1 pseudogene is annotated in these 607 nt (G+C 78.3%); it reads right to left on the bottom strand.

Annotated features, from left to right (window positions below):
- Positions 1-607 (bottom strand): annotated as a pseudogene (locus tag FGF04_RS39750) (hypothetical protein); the annotation flags it as partial.

A 607-nucleotide genomic window follows, 5' to 3' on the forward strand; every position in this document is an offset into this window, starting at 1 on the left:
GTCGGCGTCCGCGAGCAGCAGCCGGTCGTCGCTCTCCTCCGCGATCTGCAGCAGCGGCGACAGCTCGCCCCCGCGCTGCAGGTCGACCACCACCGTCTTGGTCCTGCCCCGCACCCGCCGGTCCAGCGCGAGCAGCCGGTCCCCGCCGCCCAGCCACACCCCGCCCGAGCAGCGGCCCGGCACCTCCGCCAGGTGCTCGGGCCCGAAGGCGCCGCCCGCCACCAGCCACACGGCGGTCGACAGGGGGCCCACGGCGAGGGCGTACGCGCGCAGACCGCCCGGAGCGGGCGGCAGCAGCCACAGCTCCGTACCCGGATCGGGGCACTCCACGGCGCCGAGCGGCACCTCGCCCGTCCCGGGGCCCGTCGGATAGAGCAGGGAGAACGCGTGCCGCCCGTCGGTGAGCCGGTGGATGAGCACCCGCCCGTCCGCCATCGGGAGCACCTCCGTGCCGGGCTCCTCCGGCTGGCTGCCGGGCAGGGGCACCGCGTACGGCTCGGGGCCGTCCAGTGTCCAGCGCTCCGGGAACCAGGAGTCGCCGCTGCGGGCCAGCCGGGCGGCGTAGGCGCCGTCGGCGCTGATCACGCACCCGGCCCGCGCGGCCGGC

The organism is Streptomyces apricus (genome assembly GCF_008369065.1).
Lineage (GTDB): Bacteria > Actinomycetota > Actinomycetes > Streptomycetales > Streptomycetaceae > Streptomyces > Streptomyces apricus.